Here is a 23,216-nt window from a genome sequence, read left to right as displayed (position 1 = left end):
CATCTTTGATATTTATGAGTTTATTTACTTCAAAGTTTTCAGCAGCAGGGAGCGATAGGTCGTTTCAAACAAAAATTCAAACGCCTCCAAATGCTTTTTAGCCTCAAATACATCACGGCCCCACGCATAAATGCCGTGGTTACGCAATAAAATTCCAGGCACCTGATCATTCAGCACACCAGGTACGAGCTTGGCAATCGAGGCAATATCCGCGTAATTAGGCAGCACAGGAATATCAATGGCAGCATTTTCTTTCCAAATGTTAAAAGCCTTGATCAGCTCAATACCTTGGATAGGTACAGCGCCTTGCTCACCGTAATATTCGGAAATCAGATTGTTAAACACGGTATGCACATGAAAAACGGCTCCGCAGCCTGTTAGGCGGTAAATTTCACAATGTATAAGCGTCTCTGCGCTTGGCTTGAGGTTTGTCGCTTCTGCCGCTTTTCCGTACTGGTCTACGAATAGAAAATCTTCCGGAGTACGCTTGGTTTTATCCTTGCCGCTGGCGGTGACTGCAAAATAAAATTGTTCGGGATGAAAGTCACCAATTCGGATCGACAAATTGCCGCTCGTGCCTGGGAACCAGTTGCGAGATGCGAATAGTTCTTTGACATCAGCGAGTTCTTCAAGTGCGCGGCGTTTTTCTTCCAATGAAATGTCTGCCAAGTTAAAACTCATTTACAGCACCCCTTGCTCCTGTTTTTGCTTTAAATCCTCGATAATGTCATCAAATGTTTCAAAGGGTACATGTGGTACGCCAAGCTCTTGACACTTTAAAGTCAGATGCGAACGGGAGTACACAAGATCGGCAATTTTAGCTCCTTCAAAATCGGTCAGGCTGTCGCCGATCAAAATCCGTTCGTATTGTTCGGAAGGGTATTGACGAATCACAGTCGTTTTACACATGCCACAATCATTTGTACACGGTTCCTCACATGGATGCGGCCAAGTAATCTGGATGCGATCCCCGGAAAAATCCGCTCCGTTGCAATAGACGTGGTCGTGTGGAATATCGAAGGGTTTTAGCAATGGATCAATAAAAAAATCAATGCCGCCACTGGTGACGAAAAATTGAATCTGCTGCTCTCGTACATAGTCCAAAAAGCGTGCAAAGCCCTCGCGTATACCAGCTTGTCCAAGTACATATGAGATAATTTCGTCCTTTTGCTCCGATGGCATGAGGGCAAACATCGCACCAACGCCTTCACGAATGGATGTATGCCCATTTACGATCTGATGCATGATGGGCTCACAGCCTGTAGGTTGAAAATGCTTCATAATGGCGACAATATTGTCGCTGTTCGTAATTGTCCCGTCAAAATCGCAAAAAATGACGGGCTTCTTCGCTGTGCTCATCGTTCACCTCCCCATGTGTCGAGCGCAGATTGCAGCTCGGGGTGAGTACGGGCGTATTCTGCCAGAGGGACATTTTGCTGTACCGCTTCAATCGCCTGCACAAAGGCGCGCCCACCAGCTTCTGTACCCAGCGGATGACCGTGAATCCCGCCCCCAGCGTTGACAACAACGTCAGTACCAAAGTCACGTACAATTAACGGCACGAGGCCCGGGTGAATCCCTGCGGAAGGGACCGGCATACTGGCCTTCAGCGGTAGATCAGGGGTGATCAGCTCATCGCGGATCGCCATGTTTTCCTCACGCGGCATCGTCACTGAGCCGTAGGGAGAAGGGAAGAGGACGAGGTCAGCGCCAGCCAGCCGCATAAGCTGACCGAGTAGGACGGACGCCGAAATACCATAATGCGGCGATGGATAAGCAGCTCCCGCCAGCGAAGGATGGGCTGCAATCGGCACCGAGACGGCAGGATCGCTACTAAGTTCATGTAGCACATCGTAACCGTAGGCCAACACGTTAAACAGTAACGCGTTGGCACCCGCATCAATGGCCTTGAGAGCTTGCGTCTTAAGCTGCGAGGTCGGCCCCGTTAAATTAGCGGCATACAGCAGCTTTTTACCGGTTTCACGCTCAGCCGCTTCGGCGGCTTTGATGCAGGCTTCGACACGTTTTTCAATCGGCGTCAGCGCGTTTTCAAACAAGATCTCGTCGTCCTTGATCAGATCAACGCCACCGAGAGCCTGCCGGGTAAACTGTTCACGAAGTTCGTCCAAATTGAGGCCAATTACAGATTTGAAAATGCTCATGAGCAGGGGACGATCATACACGCCAAGCTGTTCGCGCAAGCCGCTGATACCGAATTTCGGTCCTGGAAAAGCAGAGCGGAATGCTTCCGAGAAACCCAGCTTCGTTAGCTTAATTCGGCCGTCCATCGAAATTTTGCCGAAGACTGTGACCAGCAGAGCAGGAATGTCTCGGCTGAAGTTGACATCCGGGTAAGCGATGGTCAGGTCCGCGTACCGTTCACCGGGACCTCCATCGTAAATATCCACAGAATGAACCGAGCCAAGATGCTTTTGCATCGCGTCCCGTTTGGCTTGCGGGAGCTCAGTCCAGCTGCCCACCGTCATGCCGATGGCAATAGATTGGGCCTTTTGGTTAAAATCGGCTTTGTCATCGTATACCCGGTAGGTCGCCAAGCAATAGCTCATTCAATTCCCTCCTTGAGTACAGCTCCCATCTCGCGGGATCGTTCAGCGCACCGCTGCACCGCCGCAATCACCGTTTCGTAGAAGTCACCTTTGTCCAGCATTTCCAATGCAGCTACCGTAGAGCCATTAGGAGACATGATTTTGTGGCGAAGGGCAGAAGGCTCCTCTCCGGTTTGCTGCACCATGCGTGCCGCTCCAAGCGCGGTTTGCACCGTTAGTTCGTGCGCTTGCTCAGGGGTCAAGCCACCACGGATTCCCCCGGCAATCATGGCTTCCATCAGGTAGTAGACATAAGCAGGGCCGCTTCCAGATATCCCGGTCAAAACATCCATTTTCTCTTCTTCTATAACCGTTACCGTACCTACAGATTCGAACATCGTAAGCACGTTTTTACGCTGGTTTTCGCTGATTTCCTTGGAAAAGCTAATGCCTGTGGCTCCCAGCCCAATTGAGCTGGATGTATTGGGCATCGTCCGTGCGATCGGCTGCTTGCGACCCAGCAACGTTTGCATCGTACGAATGGACAATCCTGCGATTACCGAAATAATCAGCTGCTCATCAGACAGAAGTGGGCCGAGTTGCCCAAGTGCTTGTGCAGCATCCTTGGGCTTCATGGCAAGCACAATGACCGGAGAACGACGCAGAAGCTCGGTTTTGGCGGCATCCTCGGTTTGGAACAAGACTCCATATTGCTTTTGAAGTTCCTCAAGGCGAGCCTGATTACTGCGGTTGATGACGGTAATACCACTACGTTTGACGACAGAACGAGCCGTCATTCCGCGAATAATAGCCTCTGCCATTGATCCTGCCCCGAAAAATGTAATTTGCTCATTAATTAAAACCTTTGTTTGTGATTCACACATAGATTCATAACCTCCAAGGATACAGATTGATTTATGTTATTATTCCCTGATTTGTCCAGTACCGTACACGCGATATTTGGTTGAAGTCAAGGCAGGCAATCCCATTGGGCCGCGGGCATGTAATTTTTGTGTGCTGATTCCGATCTCGGCACCAAACCCAAACTCGAAGCCATCCGTGAAGCGAGTGGATGCATTGTGATACACGGCTGCCGCGTCCACTTCTTGCAGAAAACGCTCGACATGGGCTTTGTCCTCGGTGACAATACACTCAGAATGCATCGTACCGTAACGGGCAATATGCTCCAGTACTTCGTCCAAATTGTTTACGACCTTGATGTTCATAATGTAATCATTATACTCGGTGCCGTAATCCTCTTCTGTAACAGGAATAGCCCAAGGGGCCAATTCTCGTGTGCGTGCACAGCCGCGTAGCTCAACCCCCGCATCACGAAAGCGTTCTGCCAATCCTGTTAAGTGTGCTTTTGCATAATCCGAGTGTACGAGCAATGTTTCCATCGAGTTACACACGGACGGTCTTTGCACCTTGGCATTCAGCGTAATCGCTTCGGCCATTGCTGCATCCGCTGTAGCGTCCAAAAAGGTATGGCATACACCAGCTCCGGTTTCGATGACAGGTACGGTAGCGTTCTGAACAACATTTTGAATGAGTGAACGCCCGCCGCGTGGAATAATTACATCCAGCAAGCCGTTCAAGGTGAGCATTTCGTTGACCGAGGCACGGTCTGAATCTTCAATAAGTTGAAGCGCCTCGCGTGGCACAGCTGTTGCGTCTAGTGCCTGCTGGAGTACTTCGATAATCTTGCGGTTGGAGAAGAGGGCGGCTGAACCACCGCGTAGCACAACCGGATTGCCTGTTTTCAAGCACAGGCCCGCGGCATCCACGGTTACATTTGGACGCGCTTCGTATATGATGCCGATGACACCCAGCGGCACACGTATCTTCTCAATTCTCAGACCGTTTGGACGTTCAATTTGCTCAAGGATGTCGCCGACCGGGTCAGGCAGTGCCACAATTTGGCGTAATCCTTCGGCAATAGCTCCGATTCGGTCCTCGGTCAGCTTGAGGCGGTCGAGCAGCGACTCGGATGTTCCCTGTTCCCGTCCATGTTTCAGGTCATTATGGTTTGCTGCAATCAGCTCTTCAGTATGATTTACTAGAGCTTCAGCCATAGCAAGCAATGCTTCGTTTTTCTGTGCTGTAGTCAGGCGGTTCATGACCCCGGCACTTTTTTTGGCAAGATTGGCTTTGGTTCGTACTTCGCTAAACTGATTCTCCTCGGTTGTAGCTGTGTTAGTCGTTAAATCACTCATGTTACGGCCTCCCTACATACATAATGTAATCCATTCATCCCTGTGGATCACCTCAAGCCGGTGAATGGGACCGATTTTGCCCACAACCTCGCCGCTGGATAATCCTTGTACAATTCGTAGCTGTTCATCGTCATAATTGACGATGCCGCGTCCTAAAACTTTATTTTCCGGTCCGAGCACCTCAACGACATCTCCGGCATGAAAGCTGCCTTCGACACGTCGTACGCCAACCGGAAGTAGACTGTGTCCTCCGTGAACCAACGCTTCCTCGGCCCCTTCGTCTACATGCACCGCGCCCAGAGGGGTGGACATAAATCCAAGCCACTGTTTTTTCATCGGAAGTGAAGAGAGGTGAGTGTCAAAATAAGTTCCCGGTCCGTGTCCTTCGACGGCTGCGTTTAGATCGCCATTCGCGCTTACACGTCCCACATATACAGGCACACCGCCGCGTGTAGCGACTTTGGCAGCTTCGATCTTGGATCGCATGCCGCCAGTACCTACAGACGATCCAGAACCTCCAGCTAATGCATAAATCTCCTCTGTAATTTCTTCGATACGTTCAAAACGTACGGCATTCGGATGCTTGCGCGGATCTGCCGTATATACGCCATCGGTGTCCGTAATGATAATCAGATGCTGAGCTTTGACCAGATTGGCAACCAGCGCGGACAGCATATCATTATCGCCGAATTTCAATTCGTCAATCGATACAGTATCATTTTCGTTAAAGATCGGGATAACCTGCTGGCGCAGCAATTCTTCTACGGTCATTCCGGCATTATTCATCCGTTTGCGGCTCAAAAAGTCACTACGGGTCAGTAGAACCTGCGCGATCACTAGGTCAAAATCTTTAAAAGCCTGCTCATAGGCCTGCATGAGAAGAGCTTGGCCAACAGCCGCTGCCGCTTGCTTTTCATGCAGTAGCTTAGGGCGAAACGGGTACCCAATCTCTCTGAATCCGGCGGCTACTGCACCTGATGTAACCAGCAGCACTTCATGACCTTTTGCACGAAGCAAGCTGATTTCCCGGGCAAAATAAGCGATGGCTTCCCGATTCAAGCCACCTTCCACTCCAGTTAGAGAGCTGCTTCCGATTTTAATGACGATTCGTGTTGACAAGACGTCCACTTCCTTAATTTTACTCTTTTTAATGCAAAAAAACTTCCATCCTTTGTATGCAAAGGACGAAAGTTTGTGCTTCCGCGGTACCACCTTCATTGATGATTCATGATCATCCCACTTGAAACCTGTTAACGGCAGGGACCGCCTGATTGCGCAGGGCGCTCGGGGATAGGAGTTGGGAGAGAGTCCAGGTAAATTCTTGCAGCCTATCGGAATTTACTCTCTGAACAGGACCGAGTCTCTCTTAATAGTCCCTTCAACGCGCTAAATGATATTGGATACAGAATACCACGAAAAGACCAGGTTTGGCAAAGAAGTTGTAGCTGGAAAATACGGCTTAACCAAACAGGTTTAGCTTGCCAATTCGATCAGCTGCCTCGGTCAGTCGAGCTTCTGAGCTGAGCAGTCCCGCTCGCACATATCTTTCGCCGCCATTCCCGAAGCCGATCCCTGGAGCAACAGCCACCTTGGCTTCCCGCAACAACAGATCGGCAAAAGAAGTGGAAGTATAGCCCTGCGGCACAGGCAACCAACTGAAAAAGGAGCCGCTTGGGCGCGTCGCCTTCCAGCCTATTTGCCCAAGTGCATCATAAAAAGCGTTACGGCGTGATTCATAGCGGGCTACCAGCTCGCCTACGCAGTTCTGCGAGGCCGTCAAGGCTGTCGCCGCCGCTGCCTGAATGCCGCCAAACAAGCTTACATAAATATGATCCTGTAGGAGATTAATCATCGAGATGATTTCGGCATTACCGAGCGCGAAACCAACACGCCAGCCCGCCATATTGTACGTTTTGGACAAGGTATAGAACTCAATCCCCACCTCTTTAGCACCCTCAGCCTGTAGGAAGCTTACCGGACGTTCGCCATCAAATCCAATAGCGCCATAGGCGAAATCACTGGCAACTACAATACCGTTACGTTGCGCGAATTCAACTGTATCCTCGTAAAAGGAAAGTGGAGCCGTTGCCGAGGTTGGATTATTCGGATAGTTAAGGAACATTAACTTGGCGCGGCGGCGGTCTTCCTCGGAAATGGCTTCATAATCGGGCAGAAAACGGTTCTCTTCTTTTAATGGGAGAAAAGACATTTCCGCTTTAGCCAAGGCTACACCAGACCAGTAGTCCGGGTAGCCGGGATCAGGGACGAGACACACATCCCCGGGATTGAGTAAGACTTGCGGCAGCTGAACCAAACCCGTTTTTCCGCCAAACAGGATGGCGACCTCGGTTTCAGGGTTGAGCGTCACACCGTAATCCTCCTGATAGCGCTGGGCAACGGCTTCCTTAAGAAAGCTGTAACCGCGAAATGGCGAATATTTATGATACAGCGGGTTATCCGCTGATTCCTGCAAAGCTTTTACAATATGAGAAGGAGTGGGCGTGTCGGGGTTCCCCTGTCCGAGATTAATGACATCATGCCCCGCCGCGATTTCACGGTTTACATTTTGTACAAGTGTGGCAAAAAATTGAGTGGGTAACTGTTTCATGACGTCAGCGGAGGGAATAGAAAAATGAGTCATCAATTCACACGACCTTTTGGAATAGTTTAAGAAATAATCTATCACGATTTTACCGAGTTGTATAGGGGGAATTAAGCTTGCATGGTTGCGTAATCCAGACTGATCGGGCTATGATGGGGGAAAATACCGGACAATGGGTCGCGGGAAGCTCTGGCTCACAAGGAGGATGAAGGATTTTGACGTATCAGGAAGCTCAGCCGTTCAGTGTTGCACTCATACAAGCTCACATAGAGATAGGAAATCCCCCGGAAAACCGCAGTCATATCCGAGCTTTAATGGAACAAGCGATGAAAGTCGAACTGAAGCCGGATCTGATTGTCCTGCCGGAAATGTGGAACACAGGCTATGCCTTAGATCGCATTCATGAGCTGGCGGACAAGGAAGGGACGGAGACTCGGGCATGGATAGCAGCATTCGCTGCCACCCATGAAGTGAACGTAGTAGCTGGGTCGATCGCAGAGAAAAAAAGCGACGGTCATGTGTATAATACGATGCTCGTTTTTGACCGAACAGGCAGAGAGGTTGCTTCGTATTCCAAGATTCATCTATTCCGACTTATGGATGAAGAAAAATATTTGCAGCCTGGCGAAGAAAAGGTTTTATTCGCACTGGATGGCGGGATTCGGGCAGGTGCGTCGATCTGCTATGATATTCGTTTTCCTGAACTAGCCCGTAGTTTGGCCCTGTCGGGCGCAAATTTGCTGATCGTACCCGCAGAATGGCCTCATCCCCGGCTTCATCACTGGCGTACCTTGCTAACCGCACGTGCTATAGAAAATCAAATGTATGTTATTGCTTGTAACCGGGTAGGTCGCAGTGGAGATACTGATTTCTTCGGGCATTCGCTTATTATTGATCCATGGGGAGAAATCATTGCTGAGGGCGGAGAGCAGGAGGGGATCATCACAGGAACGATTGAGTCTGCCTTAGTGCAGGACGTACGTGGTCGTATTCCGGTGTTTGAAGATCGGCGTCCCTCACTGTATGACCGATAATCAGTGTAGAAAGGAATACTCCATGCTTAAGGAACGCATTGAATTTTTGTGTAAAAAGAAAAATCTGTCCCGTAAAGAGCTGGTAGACGGGCTGGTGACACCAGCACATTTCGCAAATATACTGGCTGACCGTTACCCGTTGGCAGAGGATTTGGCCGAGCAAATTGCTGGGCGTTTAGGTGTAAATCCCTCCTACCTCTTGCGTGCAGCGGCAGAGGATGAAGAGACGCTGACTACAGCGGATAAGATTTTCACAGAGCTGTCCAAGCTGGCTAATCCTGCCACGGAAAGCTATGTGGATCTACTGGAGGATCGCAACGATTCGCTTGTGGTGGAAATGACGACTTATTTGATGAAGGCCGTTTATTATCAGCAATTAAATGACCCAACGGCCTATGAATATTTACATCAAACCTATTTGAATTTTTATTTGGAGAAGTTTGGTCGCTCGGATGAGGTGGAGCTGCCCGCACCGCTAAAAAAAGCAATATTATTTTATAAAATCCAGTATTTCCGCTCGAAAAACCATTATTATGATGTGCTGAATAACGTTAAGCAGCTAAGCCGTCTGGTGGAAGAGGGGACGGAAAACTGGCTGAATGCGCAAAACATTATGATGGAGGCCTGTATTCAGGTCAAGCAATTTGATCAGGCGAAGCAGGTATTCGAGCAGACGATGCGCAGGGTGTATGATGATCGGCTTTTTCACCGTTTGACGGGTCTGTATGTGGCTTACAGCGGATATTGTTTTGCCATGGGTTCTGTGCAGGAAGCACTGTTAACGCTCTCTATGGCTGAGGCCAATTTGGTCTATTTAGAAAATGCGGCAGATATGCTCACGACCATTCTGAACAACCGGATTATTATGCTGACATCGATTGGCGAGCTGGATAAGGCTTTGGAGGAAGTAGCGCGTTTTGAAGCGCTGGTGAGCCGGGAGCGGGAGGAAATGCAGCAGATGATGCTGCCCGTTACGCTAATTTATCGCTGTGAGATTGCGTTTGCGCGAAAAAATTGGGGGCTTCTCTCACAGCATTTGGATCAACTGCGTAAAACAAATCTGACAACAGATCAGCAAATGGGGCTTGATTTTTATGAAAGCCAGCTTGCGCTTGCTCAGGGAAATCAGGACGCCTTTTGGATGCATGCCTTGCAATGCTTGCCTTATTTTGAAGCTCTCCAGCATCCAGCGCGGCTTGAACAGTTATATGAAACGCTGGCAGTTGTGTCCGAGGACAGTCGTCGTTATAAAGAATCATCGGCGTATTATCGCAAATTGGTCTATCTTTTGCGTAAAAAATAGCCTGAATTCACTCGTTTTTCACAAAACTATCGGATAGATCGTGCGAAAGAATACTCCAAAGTGCGCAAAATTTTTTGTAAACCGTCCCAGAGTTCAAAATAAACCGGAAAAGTACAGGTTAAAGCTCCTGTTTTTTCGGTTTTTTTGTATGCGCCAAAACGTATTGTGATGCCATATACCCTCTTTTATACTGAATTCATAGGGAACGACAATACAAAATACGAGGTGCAACCACATGATGAACTTATTCGGGAAAAAGAAAAAACAGCAGGATGCGATAGAACAAGCAGATCAACTGATGAATAAAGGCCTGTCAGGATTATTTATGAAAGGTTTGGTACCCAAAGAGCATCGGGAACAGATTAACCAAAGCCTAAACTCGGCAAGACAAGCTCAAACGGCGGCTAACTGTGGTTTGTCGATGGCAGCGACTGCGGTTGTTATTTCGGTAACAGATACCGGGAAGCTCGTGAATTTTGATCCGATTGTGGTGCTAGTGCTAGATGTGACGGAAGTAAACGGTAATCGATACCCAAAAACGTTGGAAACGCTCGTATCCAAGCTGCAAATTCCGCGGCCTGGAGATACGGTGGGTCTGGGGAGCAATCCGGTAAATTCATCGGAGCTGATTTATATGGGTCTGGTGACAGCATAAATGAGTAGGTCGTCTCACCTTTCTTGCTGACATATAATTTGAACAGATGATTGAAAAAGGGGTTTTGGAGGATGAAAGGATTTTTAAGTATGATCGGGGTACTTTTGGTGTTTGGTGTAGGCTTCTCACCATTTTTGGCTAACTATTTATGGGATGATCCATTTGTGATTATGGATGCCCCGTGGTATAGGCCGTTAATTTATATAGGCTTTGCGCTTATTTTTCTACCTGGCATTTTAGGTGTGTTTTTTGGAGGCGGTAAGGTCAAGAAGGGTGTTCCTGGAGTAGGGATTATTACAAGTGTTCAGCTAACAGGGACTTATGTGAACAATCAGCCGCAGGTAAAGCTCGGGTTGACCGTAACCAAACATGGAGAAGACAAATATGATACTGCTTTGACGACGATTATTCCTTTGACTTCCATGGCTCAATTTCAGCCAGGCTCGATCATTCCGTTGGTCGTATCGGAGAAAGATAAACTGAAAGTAGGACTTGACCTGAAAGGGCAGGTGTCGCAGACGGATTTACAAGCGTTAATGAATGAGCAAATGGTCAAGCAGGGCGTATCGCCTGAGCTGATGGAAATTGCCAAAACCGGTGAGCAGGCATATGCGAAGGTGCTGGATGTCACACCCATGGGGAAAGCAGGACCTAATAAAATTAAGCTTCAATTTACGCTGAGTGTTACGAAAAGCAACGGCGATACATTTAATGTAACCACGCAAAAGGATGTTTTTTCTTCCCAACTATCCAAGCTGCAGCAGGGAAGTATTATAGAGGTCATTTATTCACCACAAGACCCTTCGAAATTGGTCTTTAAAACACAAGTGAGTGAAGCCGAGGTACAGCAAGCATTTGGTTCTTCTCGATAATAAAAAAAATTTCGATACCTGTTTCAGTTACAGCCCATAGGTGTATTATAATAGTATCCCGACACCAGGAGGTCGATAACGATGGATAACCAAAGTAGATCCGAACTGGCGAATAGGGATGGCCTGTCACGGCCGAGAGGCTTAAATAGACAGGTTGTCGGAAACAATTATGAAATGGGCTATGATCAGGATAAAAGTCCACCAGATTTAGGGAGACCCTGATCACAAAAAGGCGAGGACAGGCACTTTGGGATCACACAGCACATTGGAACTGAGGTAGGACATTCTTGGGAGACCAAGGCTAGAGACCTTAAGGAAAGAAGTGATGCGGGATGGATAAAGTGGAGTTTCCGAGCAAGCGTAAAGTAATCAGGCGAGGCTGACATGAAATTCAAATGAACATGAAATGTGGTTCGTTAAAGACAGATGGAAGCAACATCGCAACAGTGTAATCGAACCCGTAAAGTAAATGAAGTATTGAAAGCATAGGGGCGAAGCCCCGGGACCGTCTTCTTCTCTGGCTTTGGCTGAGGAGGAAGACGGTCCTTTTCACATTTGAAGCTACTTTTGAGAAAGTTGCTCGACCGTTTCTCGGAAGGTATCAATAAAGGCTTCGGCAGCTTTAGACAAATAACGTCCGTTTCGGTAGGCAATGGCTAGGGTACGGCTAGGGGTAGGTTCGGCGAGTGGCAATAATGCTGGAACAAACTCGCTGCTGGCGGCCCGGGCGATAAAACGGGGGACGAGTGTCACTCCCATACCTGTCGCTACAAGCGATTGGAGCGTCTCCATATTAGTGCTCTCAAACACCACATTGGGTTCAAAGCCAGCTTGATGACACAAATCCATCGTCAGCTTGCGAAAGCCTTGCCCTTTTTTCAGAACGACAAAAGGCTCATCTTTCAGTTCTTCCATATGCACAGGCTGCGGATGGTCTCCGTTTTTACGCAGGGCTAGGGGGTGACCTGGAGGAACGGCAAGATCAATCCACTCTTCACCGATCGGCACATAGGAAAGTGTAGGTTCTACTAATGGAAGAGATAGCAGGCTGAGATCTGTATCCCCACTGGCAGTTTTTTTCTCCAAATTCATGGATGAATCCTCGACCAACACGATTTCAATGTCCGGATGAGCTTTCTTGAATACAGGCAGCACATGCGGCAGCAAATGAGAACCTGTGATGGGCATACTGCCAACCACAACCTTCCCTTTTCGCAGTTGAGAAATGTCGTCCATTTCCTGCCGGAGCTGCTCAACTGCATCGACTATTTTTTTTGCCTTTTCCACAAAGCTTGCTCCTGCATGTGTTAATTCCACCGTGCTGGTGTTGCGTTGAAATAGAAGTACCCCAAGTTCTTTTTCCAGTTTGGACAATTGTTGGCTCAAAGAGGGCTGAGCAATATGCAGTTTTTCTGCTGCGCGTGAGAAGTTTTTTTCCGCTGCAATTTGCAGGGTGTATTGAAGTTGTCTGAATTCCATCGAGTTTTAAACCCCTTTTATATACGCTTTTATAATGGTTGTCGTCTTATAAGCTTTACCTATTACTTCATAGACTGATTATACAATAATATAATGAAATTCCCAATCCCATATGAACTCCATGTGTTCACAAGCTGGAAAATCCCTATGTTTACTTTTATCTTTGATTTTATAAATTATGGTATTTAATTCTGTTTGACATGGCAAATGGGTTCATCCATAATATTATTCATATTAAAACAATATGTTTTATTGGAGAAAAGGGGAAAATGGGATGTCCAAACTTATTGTATCTTTTAGGAAACCGTTTTTGGTTGGATCTTTAGCATTTCTTTTATTGGTTCTCGTGGCAGGATGCTCCGGCTCCAAAAATGATGCAGATAAAAATACAAACGCAACTAACCCAAGCACAAGCGCTGATCAACCCGCGGAAGGGGGAACCTTTACATATGGCCGCCCGGCTTCCGTAACCTCGTTTGATTTGCATAATCAGATTACATCAAATAATGCTTTTGCTATCGACAAAGTATTTGAGCCACTAGTCGCCTTTAACAGTGATGGGAAAATTGTGGATTGGCTTGCAGCGTCGCACAATATTAGCGCGAATGGATTAACCTATACTTTTGTTTTACGTGATGGCTTGAAATTTTCAGACGGTAAAGGAGTTACTGCCGAGGACGCGGTTTTTTCAATTCAGCGTCATTTGAATGTAGGAGGTCCTCTTGCAATAGCGGCACAGGTGGCTTCGCTTTCGGCTCAAGATGAAAAAACACTTGTAATTAAGCTTAAAGCGCCGTATACGCCGTTTATTTCTGAACTCTCAAATTTCTCCAATGGCATCCTTCCAAAGGATTTTGGCGGTGTCTCGGAAAAAGAATTCTTTAAGAATCCGGTCGGTACCGGTCCCTTCGTCGTTAAGAAATGGGATTCTGCCGGTGATCTTACTTTCAGCAAAAATAAATACTATTGGCAGAAAGGCAAGCCATATATCGATGAACTTGTCTACAAGCTCATTGAAGATGACAGCCAAGCGATTAACCAGCTGAAGGCTGGCGCGATAGACGCTATTGAGTCTGTAGCTCTTGAAAATGTAAATGAATTAAAACAAGGAACTGATACCAAAGTGGCGACCAATGGAAGCTGGGTGACAGAGCAATTGTTCTTCAATACCCTGGACGAGCATTTTTCGGATGTGCACGTTCGCCGTGCGTTGGCGTTGGCACTTGACCGTAATGGATTGACCAATGCGGTTACCTTTGGTTTCGCAAAGCCAGCCAATTCGCTTTTGCCGCCAGCCATTCCCTACAACACGAACGATACGATTAAAGCGCTCAGCTTTGATACGAACGCTGCCAAAGCAGAGCTTGCAAAATCAAAGTTCCCTAATGGGTTTTCTACAAAATTGCTCATTGCCTCTGGTAACAACTCAAGAACTCAGGAGGCACAGATTATTCAGGCGGCCGCCAAAACGATCGGCATAGACATTCAAATCGAATCTGTTGAGTTGGCCTCATTTCGCGAGCGTTTCTTTGCCTATGATTTTTCGGCAATGATCAACAGCGGACAGGCGGATTCTCCAGAAGCCAACTCGATCCTCGCTTTCCAGACAGATCCGGAAGGCTTTAGCAAGTCGTACTGGACTCATTACACGAACAATGAAGTTACCAAGCTCCTGCACGAGGGGCAAAAAACACCTGATGGGGAAGAACGTGCGGGAATTTACGCCAAGCTTCAACAAATCCTTGCAGACGAGGTACCTTACATCCCGCTTTATTATCCGGATATTCTGAAAGGTGTTCGTTCTTCCATTGATGGCCTGGTCGTGCTTCCCAATAACAGCGCTCGTTTTGAAGATGTACGTGTGAAAGGTAATTAGATCCTTGACGGCCCACAATTTATTTAAAAAGTCTGCCGGATTGTCTGCAAATCTAACTTCCCCACACAAATGGCTTGTGCGCGCTATGATAAGAGCGGCATCAGTAGTCATCTGTGTGGTGGTGGCAGTCTTCTTCATCATAAGGCTGGTGCCGGGAGACCCCGCCAAAATGATTCTGGGGGAATACGCCACAGCTGAGGCTATTGAGAGTATGCGCCATAGGTTGGGGCTGGATCGTTCTCTTTGGGAGCAGTTTATAGGCTTTGTGCACAATTTCTTTACACACGGTGATACCGGCGTTTCGATTGTTTTTGAGACTTCTTCAAGAGAGTTGATTGCAGAGCGGGCCCCTGTGACGCTGCTGCTCATTGCAATGACCTGTCTTTTTTCCATCATTGTTTCGCTGGTGCTGGCCACCCTTGCGGCAACACATAAAGACGGACTGCTTGACCACATTATACGCATCTTGCCTGCTGTAACGCTCGGTATGCCGATTTTTTGGGTTGGACTACTACTGATTCTGGTATTTAGCGTTCGGCTTCGCTGGTTCCCCGTTGGGGGAGTCGGCGAGGGCTGGCTTGGAATCTTGTACAGTCTCGCCCTTCCTGCGATCACTGTCGGATTGTCGCAAATTCCCTCGCTTGTTCGTTCTTTAAGAGCGCAGATGCTGGAAGTGCTGGAATCTGATTTTGTTGTAACCTTGAAGGCAGCGGGAATCCCCGGCCGGGTTATATTGGTAAAGCATGTCCTGCGCAATTCCGCTCTTCCCGCTCTTATGCTGCTTGGCGTAAACATTGCCTACCTGATGGGCGGCACGTTGGTAATTGAACAGGTTTTTGGCCTCAAGGGTATCGGAAGCCTGTTATTTTCAGCCATTTCAAACCGGGATTTTCCTGTTATACAGGGGATTGCTCTTTATTGTGCGATATCTGTGGTCATCATCGGCTTCGTGATTGAGGTTGCTTCTGGGTATCTTGATCCCAGGACGAAAGGAGAACAATGAAACGCACGCAATTAGATCTTCAGATTCAGAAGGCGGGTCATAGCAACCGCTCTTGGGGAAAAATACTAAATACTCCATCTCTTTTATGGGGCAGTATTATGTTTGCGTTACTCATAGGTATTGCAGTGTTCGCACCGGTTATTAGCCCCTACCAGCCTTCTGATCAAAATATTTCGGCAACTTTACAACCCCCGTCCTTCGAACACTGGCTGGGAACCGATCAACTGGGGCGTGATTTGTTTACACGGCTGATCTATGCCGCACGGACTGATTTGAAGATTATGGTGCTGGCGGAGATCATCCCTTTTTGTATGGGGGTGTTTCTGGGAATGCTTGCCGGGTATTATGGTAAATGGGTAGACACGGTTATCACGCTTTTGACCGATACGTTTATTGCGTTCCCTTTTTATTTGATTGTAATTATAGTGGCGTTTGCAAGCGGTACGGGTGAACAGGGGATATACATTACATTTGTCCTGGTTGGCTGGATTGTATACGCGCGCGTGGTCAAGGGTCTTAGCGCATCGTTTCGCAAGCAGGAATGGATAGCCGCTGCAAAAACTCTGGGAATCCCGGATATTAAAATCATACTGCGCCATCTTCTGCCGAATGTGTTACCGCAAGCAGTGGTAGTGCTTATGACGGACATGGCTGTTCTGCTTGTAGCCATTGTTACGCTAGGCTATCTAGGTATCGGCATTGCGCCGCCAACTCCGGATTGGGGAACTATGATTTCTGATGGGCAGCCCTTTATATCTACTAAGTGGTGGCTTTCAGCAATCCCGGGCTTTGCGGTAGTATATACAGGGATAGCCTTATCCCTTGTGGGCGATGGGCTAGCAGATATATGGAGAAGAAAATGAATGCTATGAATCCAATTTTAGAAGTGGAAAATTTGTCGCTCGCGACGCAATCGAATCATAAATTGGTCACCAATGTGAGTCTCAAAGTTGAAGCGGGCGAAAGTATAGGACTTGTGGGGGAATCCGGATCTGGAAAATCGCTCACGCTTCGCTCCATCATAGGGTTGCTTCCCTCCGGTATTGAACAAGTTGGCGGGCATATTAGGAGCAATGGCAGATGCGCAATGATTTTTCAAGACCCGATAAGGGCACTTGACCCTCTCTGCCCGGTGGCCCGGCAGCTTGCCGAGGTTGTGTACTACAGGCAGAAGGTGAGTCGGAAGGTCGCGCGCACAATAGCTTTGGAACTGCTTGAAATGCTCGGTCTTCCCGATTCCTTAAAGCATACTGACCGTTACCCCCGCCAGCTTTCAGGCGGCCAGTGTCAACGTATTGTTATTGCGATGGCTTTGGCGTGCAAGCCGGGCATCCTTCTTTGTGATGAGCCAACAACTGCGCTTGACGTAACGGTTCAACGGCAAATACTTGACGTTATTTCACGTCTTCAAAAGGAGTTGGGTTTTGCCATGGTGTTTGTTACGCACAATCTTGCTGTAGCTGCTTCGATGTGCTCAAAGCTTTGCGTTATGAAAGAGGGAAGAATCATAGAGCGGGGAGACACTTTGCCCCTTTTACAAAACCCGCAAAATCCGTATACACAGTTGCTGATAAGCTCAGTGCTTCCTCTCCCGGATCTTGAAAGGAGCGCGGATTTATGAAAACAGCCTTGCAGATAGAAAATATAACGGTTGCTTATGGTAAGTTCACCGCGCTTGATCAAATAAGCCTGGAGCTGCAGGAGCGTACCACGCTTGGTCTTGTAGGAGAATCGGGTTCAGGAAAGTCTACCCTCGCGCGGGTAATAGCCGGGCTGATCGCCCCGGATGAGGGCCGGATCATGCTGGGTTCTCAGGTTCTGGGCAAGCGACGGAGCCGGGAGCAGCATAAAAGAATACAAATGGTTTTTCAAAACCCGGATTCCTCGCTAAATCCAAAGCATACGATCAGGCAAATCCTTGCCGAAGCCTTACTTTTTCACAAGATTGTTGACCGAGCTCAAGTGGACAAGAAATGTAGGGAACTGCTTACACGTGTTCACATCGATGAAAGCGCCCTTGGCAGATTCCCTCACGAATTTTCCGGCGGTCAGCGTCAGCGAATAGCAATTGCCCGCGCATTAAGCGTTGAGCCAAGCATACTTATCGCAGATGAACCAACGAGCGCACTGGATGTTTCGGTACAACGGAGTATGCTTGAACTGTTGAGCACACTCAAATCGGAGCTTAATCTTACGATGCTTTTTATCTCTCATGACTTGGGAGTTATAAATGCCATAAGCGATATTGTTGCTGTAATGCGGCAGGGGAAGCTGGTTGAGATCAACCCCAAGGAGAAATTCTTTTCTCGTCCTGAAACGCCTTATAGCCGTGAGCTTTTGTCCGCTGTTCCTAAAATGCCAATATCCCATTCTGCAGGAGGTATTTATGAGTCAAAATAATAAAGGATTTGTACCTCTTACAATATCGGAGTTTGATACGCTAACTAACTTGCTCTCCAAACTCCTGTCCACCCAAGAATCCCCGGTAATCATACCGGGCGAGGCGATCCTGGGAATTGAAGCCATAGCAGCAGGCATATCTGCGCCCGACCGTAAAATTCTAAACATTGTGACAGGTCCATATGGAACGATTTTTGGTAACTGGCTTGCGCGTGGCGGAGCAGAAGTCATCGAACTCAAAACATCTTTTGATGATGTGGTAACTGTAGATGAAGTCGCCGCAGCGATTGAGCGATATAACCCATGTGCGCTTTCTTTTGTGCAGGCGGAAGTGGTCACAGGAGGCTCTAATCCAACAAGGGAAATCATGGAGCTTGCGCGTAGATCAAACATTATAACCGTGATAGATTCAGTTTCTGCAATCGGGGGCGAACCGGTGCTCATGGACGAGTGGGGAATTGATTTTGTAGCTGTAGGGGCGCAAAAAGCACTATCCGGGCCTAACGGGATCAGCGCTGTGGGGATTTCTCCCCGTGGCTGGGAGTTTCTGGCCTCCAACAAAAATGCGCCGCGCAATTCCATACTGTCTTTGCTTGACTTAAAGCGTTCCCCTAATCATGTGACGCCCGTGCGAGTTCCTGCCAACATCCCTGTTTTGGAAGCCCGTGCGCTTATAGAGTCATTAAAGCTTATTGAAGAAGAAGGTCTGGAAGCAGTCAACCGCCGCCATCGCTTAACTACATCTGCTGCAATTGCTGGCATTAAAGCCTTGGGCCTTGAACCGTGGCAGCGGAATAAAGATAGCTACTCAACGTTGACTACAACGGTTCGGATTCCTCAAGGCGGTAATTTCAATATCGAACAGCCCATAGGCATTGTCGCACCCGGAGATGGAGAATTGCATAATAAACTCTTACGTATTAACCATTTTGGGGCGAAGGCAAATCAACAAAGCGTTGAAGAAGCTATCCAAACGCTTGCTGAGCTTGTACATCAAGACCCTTATCATGCGCTTGCCGCCCAAAGGTTAATTTGGGGGAATGAAGATGGAAAATAAAATTCAAAAAGAGTTAACCTATAAAAATATATTTGTGGCGGGGATTGATGGGAAACGATTTGATATAACAATCACCAATGGTCGTTTTTCGTCCATTGCAGAGTCCTTATCCTCGCATACTCAACAAAATGATCCAGATGGCGACTTATGGATTAGCCCCAGCGTAATTGATCTTCATACGCATTTGGCATGGACTGATTTTAATCATACTGATCAGGAGAAGCGCGATGAATTGGAGATCGAAGTGATGCAGGCGCAAGCCTTTAAGGCTACTTTCCAGGCTGGAGTGACTTCAGTGCGTGATGCAGGTGGGCTTTTGCCAAGTACGGTGAAGCATATAGGTCAGCATTATAGCCAGCCTTTAAGAGTTTATACCAGTGGTGATATGCTTGGAGCCGGAGACGCACGAGGTTTTAAGCATTTGGAACGGCGGGTAACAGGAATTATTGATTCCGGGGCAAGCTGGATTAAAATTCTTGCAACGGGGGGACTAGGCTCGTCGCCAGATACAGTGCTGGACCCGATTTTTTCTGAGGAAGAATTCTCTTTAATTGTGCATAGCGCTCATGCACGCAACATAAAAGTCATGGTTCATACCTGGGGCGGACCTACTGTGGATTGGTCTATTGACGCTGGAGTGGAATCTATAGAGCATGGAATGTATTTGACCGAGGATCAAGCCAACCGGCTTGCGCAATCCAGGACAGCCTTTGTGCCTACTGCTTCCATCTATCGTATTGCTGCAGACCCGTCTGGAGTTCTTTTACTCGACAGGGAAATTTGTGACCGCGCCGCCCGCGCCGCCGAAGCCCACCCTAAAGCCGTTAGCTATGCCAAAAGAGCAGGCGTACGAATTGCGTTCGGTACAGATTTTGCCACACCTTCGTTACATGGACGTAACCTTGAGGAATTAGACACACTCATAGACTGTGGATTAACTCGAAAAGAGGCTTGGCAGGCTGCCACGGAGTTCGCCGCTGAAATTTTGGGATATGGGGACAGATTGGGACGTATAAAAGAAAACTACACAGCAGATACAATCCTTTTTAATGCTGATCCGTATAAGTCACAAAACGCCAAAGCACTCCGTGAAAGTATCGTATCGGTAATTCAGGGACAATTTGAGTGAGACCAATACTCCAGAGAGCATCTTTAATATAGTTAGACAATCCCCTTAACATTCTCCTGACAAAGTATGATTAGACTTAGTTCTGATTGTACAATAAAGTGTCTGGGAGGAAATTGAATGCTAAAATGTTGGGGGATACATACGAAAAAATCGGTGGCAGCACTCGTAGCGACTATGATGCTAGCAGTAAGCGGTGGGACGGCGATGGCAGTCGAAAAGGACACGTCGATTAAAAACGTAATTATTTTGATTCCAGACGGTATGGCTAATGACGCCACTGCACTGGCTAGATGGTACAAAGGATCTTCCTTAACGTTAGACAGCATGGCAAGCGGCATGGTGCGTACGCATTCTGCGGATGCTCCAATTGCCGATTCTGCTCCAGCGGGTACTGCTTTTGCCACAGGACATAAATCTCATACTGGGTATGTAGGTGTCCTTCCTGATGAAGCGACAATGCCCGGACAACAACCCATTGCAGCGGGTGACGCCAAAAAGCCTGTAGCTTCCATTCTTGAGGCTTCCAAGCTGGCAGGGAAATCGACTGGAATTATTGCGACTTCGGAGATTATGCATGCGACACCAGCTGATTTTACCGCACATTATCCTGATCGTAAAAATTATGATGCACTCAGCATGCAGCAAGCCTACAACGGGGTTGATGTAGTGTTAGGTGGAGGCGGCAAGTTTTTGGAGGCAGCAGGGCGTAAAGATGGCCAAGATTTGGTAGCCCAAATTAAAGACCAGGGTTATGACTTTGTCACGACACCTGAAGGGTTGAAAAATTCGACCTCCAGCAAGCTCTGGGGCAGCTTTTCTCCTGAAGCCCTTGCGTATAACCTGGATCGCGATGCATCCAAGGAACCTAGTCTGGCAGAAATGACATCGAAAGCCATTGATGTGTTGTCCAAAAACGATAAAGGCTTCTTCTTAATGGTAGAAGGCAGTAAGGTGGATTGGGCCGCCCATGCAAATGATCCAACCGGAATTATTAGTGACGTGCTTTCGTTTGACGATGCAGTGAAAGTTGCTGTGGATTACGCCAAACAAAACCAAAATACAGTCGTCGTAGCAGTGACAGACCACGGAAACGGTGGATTGACGATTGGTAGCAGCGATACAACTAGCAATTATGACAAAACACCTTTAGCTTCTTTTATAGACCCGCTGAAAAAAGCGAAGCTGACGGGTGAGGGCTTGGAAGCCAAGCTGAATGCAGATCGCAGCAATATTAAAGAGGTGCTTTCCACATATTTTGGCATCACCGATTTGACAGACGAAGAAGTAAAAACCATTAAGGATGCCAAAGAAGGCAGCATGAACTATGCTGTTGGACCGATCATTAGCAAACGTGCGAATATTGGCTGGACTACAGGCGGACATACAGGAGGCGATGTCGTGCTGTACACGTATGCGCCGAACGGAGACCGTCCAACCGGTGTAATCGACAATACAGATGTTAATAAATATATGACACGTGTACTTGGACTGGATTTGGGTACGGTCAGCAAGCAACTTTTTGTTCCTGCAAAAGCCGCTTTTGAAGCTAAAGGAGCCAAGTTTACTGCGGACACGAAAGTCATTACGGTGACCAAAGGCAGTAACAAGCTGGAGCTTCCGGTATACAAAAATGTCGCTACGCTGAATGGTAAAAATACCACGCTCAACGGTGTAGTTGTATTTAACGGCGTTGATTATTTTGTACCCCAGCAGGCGATTGATTTGATTCAGTAATAAGCAGAACCATCGACAAGGGCTGTTTCTTCCATTAGAGGAAGAGACAGCTTTTTTGTGTGTTGATATAAATGTGTATTTTTTGGGGCAGAAGTTGGAGGAGGTTTTTATAAAATGGGATTTTTTGTGAAACTAATCACGTTACATCCTCTCCGATATTGCTAGAATAATACATGTACGGTACAAGCCGCTGATGATGTGAAGTCCGGATGGACGAGGGAAGAAGGGATGAGTCACGGACGAATTATTACTGCGTTTGGCTGACGGCAAGGAATGGACGCATATGGAAATGATGGAGCTGCTGACACGTCTGGATGATGAGCCAACGCTTCGGGCTCAACTGCGCCACCTGGCAGCTCGCACTAAATTGGAGCGCTATGGCAAAGGTGTTTTTTTACGGGGATTAATTGAATTCTCCAGTATATGTCGTCAGGACTGCATGTACTGTGGGCTGCGCGCTTCGAATAAACAGGCAGATCGTTACCGTTTGCAGCCAGAAGAAATTCTGGCCTGTTGTGCGGAGGGGTATGAACTCGGTTATCGGACCTTTGTGCTGCAAAGTGGGGAAGATTACTGGTTTACAGCGGCACGGCTGACGAAATTGATTCGCGAAATTAAAAGCCGTTTTGCGGATGTGGCGGTTACACTGTCCATCGGTGAACGGGATGATGAAACTTATGAGCAATTATACGAGGCGGGCGCGGACCGTTTTTTGCTGCGGCATGAGACAGCTTCCCCCCGTTTGTACGCCAAGCTGCATCCGACGATGACGATGGAAAGCAGGCGCAGCCGTCTGCTGGCTTTGCAACGAATCGGCTTTCAGATCGGGGCCGGATGTATGGTGGGATTACCAGGACAAACGAATAGTGAATTAGCAGACGATTTGGTCTATCTGCACAGCCTATCACCAGATATGATCGGGATTGGCCCCTTTTTACCGCATAGCAACACGCCGCTTCGGGATGCCAGTCAGGGGAGCATGGAAAAGGCACTTGATATTATTTCGTTATCCCGATTGGTCGTTCCAGATGCACTTATTCCGGCGTCCACGGCAATGGGAACGATTCATCCCCAAGGCAGGGAGAAGGCGCTTCAGGCAGGGGCAAATGTGGTGATGCCCAATTTGTCGCCACTAGCGGTGAGACCTAAGTATGCGATTTATGAGAATAAAATATGTTTGGGCGATGAGTCTGCCCAATGTCGACATTGCTTGGAGCTGCGAATCCGTGGAGCGGGATTTGAAGTCGATATGGGGCGTGGCGATAGTTTGAGGGTGCAACGACAGCTTATGAGACAGGAAACTTTGTGAG

Annotated in this window: 22 protein-coding genes; 14 read left to right on the top strand and 8 right to left on the bottom strand. The window is 47.8% G+C overall.

The window, feature by feature from the left end; all coding sequences use genetic code 11:
- Positions 1-24: 24 nt before the first annotated feature.
- From ACM1ND_RS15710 to ACM1ND_RS15680, 7 genes are all read right to left on the bottom strand, one after another.
- Positions 25-681, bottom strand: a complete 657-nt coding sequence (locus tag ACM1ND_RS15710) for a methylthioribulose 1-phosphate dehydratase (RefSeq protein WP_023989122.1) — start codon at positions 679-681, stop codon at positions 25-27.
- Complete coding sequence (locus tag ACM1ND_RS15705; protein WP_023989121.1) at positions 682-1,359, bottom strand: 2-hydroxy-3-keto-5-methylthiopentenyl-1-phosphate phosphatase; 678 nt, start codon at positions 1,357-1,359, stop codon at positions 682-684.
- Positions 1,356-2,567: a 2,3-diketo-5-methylthiopentyl-1-phosphate enolase gene (locus ACM1ND_RS15700; protein WP_023989120.1), complete on the bottom strand. Its 1,212-nt coding sequence runs from the start codon at positions 2,565-2,567 to the stop codon at positions 1,356-1,358. The genes ACM1ND_RS15705 and ACM1ND_RS15700 overlap by 4 nt, the downstream gene beginning before the upstream one ends.
- A complete protein-coding gene (proC, locus tag ACM1ND_RS15695; protein WP_023989119.1) occupies positions 2,564-3,430 on the bottom strand; it encodes a pyrroline-5-carboxylate reductase in 867 nt (288 codons plus the stop codon). Before proC ends, ACM1ND_RS15700 begins: the two co-directional genes overlap by 4 nt.
- 39 nt (positions 3,431-3,469) lie before the next feature.
- On the bottom strand, positions 3,470-4,762 hold the full coding sequence (locus ACM1ND_RS15690) for a glutamate-5-semialdehyde dehydrogenase (protein WP_418026289.1): 1,293 nt from the start codon (positions 4,760-4,762) through the stop codon (positions 3,470-3,472).
- 12 nt (positions 4,763-4,774) lie between these two features.
- Positions 4,775-5,980: a glutamate 5-kinase gene (gene proB, locus ACM1ND_RS15685; protein WP_028540662.1), complete on the bottom strand. Its 1,206-nt coding sequence runs from the start codon at positions 5,978-5,980 to the stop codon at positions 4,775-4,777.
- 241 nt (positions 5,981-6,221) lie between these two features.
- A complete protein-coding gene (locus ACM1ND_RS15680) occupies positions 6,222-7,403 on the bottom strand; it encodes a pyridoxal phosphate-dependent aminotransferase (protein ID WP_264453645.1) in 1,182 nt (393 codons plus the stop codon).
- 176 nt (positions 7,404-7,579) lie between these two features.
- On the opposite strand from ACM1ND_RS15680, the gene ACM1ND_RS15675 reads away from it, so the two are divergent.
- The 5 genes from ACM1ND_RS15675 to ACM1ND_RS15655 all read left to right on the top strand — a co-directional run bounded on the left by ACM1ND_RS15675 (position 7,580) and on the right by ACM1ND_RS15655 (position 11,450).
- Positions 7,580-8,398 (top strand): carbon-nitrogen family hydrolase, encoded by an 819-nt coding sequence (locus ACM1ND_RS15675; RefSeq protein WP_053325654.1) that lies wholly within the window; start codon positions 7,580-7,582, stop codon positions 8,396-8,398.
- Positions 8,399-8,420: 22 nt separating this feature from the next.
- A complete protein-coding gene (locus ACM1ND_RS15670; protein WP_279832814.1) occupies positions 8,421-9,701 on the top strand; it encodes a helix-turn-helix domain-containing protein in 1,281 nt (426 codons plus the stop codon).
- A gap of 235 nt (positions 9,702-9,936) precedes the next feature.
- The gene (locus ACM1ND_RS15665) at positions 9,937-10,356 is read left to right on the top strand and encodes a hypothetical protein (RefSeq protein WP_418026288.1); all 420 of its coding nucleotides are present in this window, start codon (positions 9,937-9,939) and stop codon (positions 10,354-10,356) included.
- Positions 10,357-10,427: 71 nt separating this feature from the next.
- Positions 10,428-11,228, top strand: coding sequence for a hypothetical protein (locus tag ACM1ND_RS15660; RefSeq protein WP_418026287.1), 801 nt, complete (start codon positions 10,428-10,430; stop codon positions 11,226-11,228).
- Positions 11,229-11,309: 81 nt separating this feature from the next.
- On the top strand, positions 11,310-11,450 hold the full coding sequence (locus ACM1ND_RS15655) for a hypothetical protein (protein WP_023989112.1): 141 nt from the start codon (positions 11,310-11,312) through the stop codon (positions 11,448-11,450).
- 339 nt (positions 11,451-11,789) lie between these two features.
- Here the strand turns inward: ACM1ND_RS15655 and ACM1ND_RS15650 are convergent, their stop codons facing one another.
- Positions 11,790-12,707, bottom strand: coding sequence for a LysR family transcriptional regulator (locus ACM1ND_RS15650; protein ID WP_025723122.1), 918 nt, complete (start codon positions 12,705-12,707; stop codon positions 11,790-11,792).
- Positions 12,708-12,981: 274 nt separating this feature from the next.
- Here ACM1ND_RS15650 and ACM1ND_RS15645 point away from each other — a divergent pair, with 274 nt between their 5' ends.
- From ACM1ND_RS15645 to hydE, 9 genes are all read left to right on the top strand, one after another.
- Positions 12,982-14,583, top strand: coding sequence for an ABC transporter substrate-binding protein (locus tag ACM1ND_RS15645; protein WP_418026286.1), 1,602 nt, complete (start codon positions 12,982-12,984; stop codon positions 14,581-14,583).
- A gap of 4 nt (positions 14,584-14,587) precedes the next feature.
- Positions 14,588-15,586, top strand: a complete 999-nt coding sequence (locus tag ACM1ND_RS15640; protein ID WP_226887757.1) for an ABC transporter permease — start codon at positions 14,588-14,590, stop codon at positions 15,584-15,586.
- Positions 15,583-16,449, top strand: coding sequence for an ABC transporter permease (locus ACM1ND_RS15635; protein WP_023989108.1), 867 nt, complete (start codon positions 15,583-15,585; stop codon positions 16,447-16,449). The genes ACM1ND_RS15640 and ACM1ND_RS15635 overlap by 4 nt, the downstream gene beginning before the upstream one ends.
- Complete coding sequence (locus ACM1ND_RS15630; RefSeq protein ID WP_048481509.1) at positions 16,434-17,207, top strand: ABC transporter ATP-binding protein; 774 nt, start codon at positions 16,434-16,436, stop codon at positions 17,205-17,207. The genes ACM1ND_RS15635 and ACM1ND_RS15630 overlap by 16 nt, the downstream gene beginning before the upstream one ends.
- Positions 17,204-17,986, top strand: coding sequence for an ABC transporter ATP-binding protein (locus ACM1ND_RS15625; RefSeq protein ID WP_418026285.1), 783 nt, complete (start codon positions 17,204-17,206; stop codon positions 17,984-17,986). Before ACM1ND_RS15630 ends, ACM1ND_RS15625 begins: the two co-directional genes overlap by 4 nt.
- Complete coding sequence (locus ACM1ND_RS15620) at positions 17,973-19,043, top strand: pyridoxal-phosphate-dependent aminotransferase family protein (protein ID WP_028540671.1); 1,071 nt, start codon at positions 17,973-17,975, stop codon at positions 19,041-19,043. Before ACM1ND_RS15625 ends, ACM1ND_RS15620 begins: the two co-directional genes overlap by 14 nt.
- The gene (locus ACM1ND_RS15615) at positions 19,033-20,172 is read left to right on the top strand and encodes an amidohydrolase family protein (RefSeq protein ID WP_418026284.1); all 1,140 of its coding nucleotides are present in this window, start codon (positions 19,033-19,035) and stop codon (positions 20,170-20,172) included. Before ACM1ND_RS15620 ends, ACM1ND_RS15615 begins: the two co-directional genes overlap by 11 nt.
- A gap of 117 nt (positions 20,173-20,289) precedes the next feature.
- Positions 20,290-21,906 carry an alkaline phosphatase gene (locus ACM1ND_RS15610; RefSeq protein ID WP_028540673.1) on the top strand — a complete coding sequence of 539 codons (1,617 nt, stop codon included), beginning with the start codon at positions 20,290-20,292 and terminating at the stop codon, positions 21,904-21,906.
- A 256-nt stretch (positions 21,907-22,162) separates the two neighbouring features.
- Positions 22,163-23,215 (top strand): [FeFe] hydrogenase H-cluster radical SAM maturase HydE, encoded by a 1,053-nt coding sequence (gene hydE, locus ACM1ND_RS15605; RefSeq protein ID WP_226887778.1) that lies wholly within the window; start codon positions 22,163-22,165, stop codon positions 23,213-23,215.
- Position 23,216 lies beyond the last annotated feature (1 nt).

Source organism: Paenibacillus sp. JJ1722 (assembly GCF_048282685.1).
Lineage (GTDB): Bacteria > Bacillota > Bacilli > Paenibacillales > Paenibacillaceae > Paenibacillus > Paenibacillus polymyxa_B.
Note: the sequence above shows the minus strand (reverse complement) of the source record. Positions and strands in the feature narration are given on the sequence as shown.